This window comes from Anoxybacillus sp. ST4 (assembly GCF_019448545.1).
Taxonomy (GTDB): Bacteria; Bacillota; Bacilli; order Bacillales; family Anoxybacillaceae; genus Anoxybacillus; species Anoxybacillus pushchinoensis.
In genome coordinates this window covers 1-1,003 of sequence record NZ_JAHZOE010000064.1, presented here as the reverse complement: position 1 = coordinate 1,003, position 1,003 = coordinate 1, and the positions used below count along the sequence as shown (strand labels likewise).

Here is a 1,003-nt window from a genome sequence, read left to right as displayed (position 1 = left end):
GTGTCTTCTGTTGGCAGGCGAAACGATCGATCGAGTTCTTTCCGCTACCTAGGGCATTTTCTATGACCGAAATGCCCTATTTGTGCTGGGCTTTTTTATACACTAGCACTGGGGTGAATAGTTACATGAGTTTTATCGGAAATTTTATTTATCAAATAATACTGTTGTTTCGATTTCAGGAGATGTAAAAGAGGACATGTTACATGATATAGTGAAAATATTAGAAAATATCGGTTTCGGAAAGACAGTAGAAAAGAAAACACAACCTATAATGTTTAATGGAGGTATTAATTACATTCCTATCCACAGTCAAGAATACCAGTCTCACATGTGTATATTGTTTCCTGCTATTTCATCTGATGTTCCTATGCGTGAGTATTATACTTATTATATTATGAGCCATCTTTTTGGAGTAGGAAGAAATTCTCGATTAAACAAGGTGTTACGTGAAGAAAGAGGGCTAGTCTATAATATCCAGTCTCATCCAATAGTGTTTGAAGAGGTAGGATTGTTTCGAATCTTAGCTTCAACGGGCAAAGAAAATTTGTGGGATGTGCATAGTGCAATTATGGAAGTTATTGAAAGTGTCAAAGAAGTAGGGATTACACTAGATGAATTTAATCGTTCTAAAAGAGTTCTTAAGAGCGAAATAATATTTTTAACTGAGAATACGATACAAAGGATGTTTTTCTTTGGCCAGGAGGAGCTTTTAGGTATACATAAATCTTCTGATGTTGATAAAATTTTGGAAACTATTGATGCTATTGATGTATGGGAAGTAGAAAATACATTAAAGGGTATATTTGACGATATTTACTCTTTAACTGTAACTATTCCCCCCCAGTGCTAGTGTGTAAAGTAGCCTAGCACATATAGGGCATTTCTGTCATAGAAAATGCCCTAGGTAGCGGAAAGAACTCGATCGATCGTTTCGCCTGCCAACAGAAGACACAACGAGTCCCACACGTTTTTTTCGTGTTTCGTAAGTGTGGAAACGATGCTT

At 36.3% G+C, this 1,003-nt stretch carries 1 protein-coding gene; it reads left to right on the top strand.

What is annotated here, in order from left to right:
- Positions 1 to 172: 172 nt before the first annotated feature.
- Positions 173 to 850, top strand: coding sequence for a M16 family metallopeptidase (locus tag K1I44_RS14960; RefSeq protein ID WP_370628023.1), 678 nt, complete (start codon positions 173 to 175; stop codon positions 848 to 850).
- The last annotated feature ends 153 nt before the right edge of the window (positions 851 to 1,003 follow it).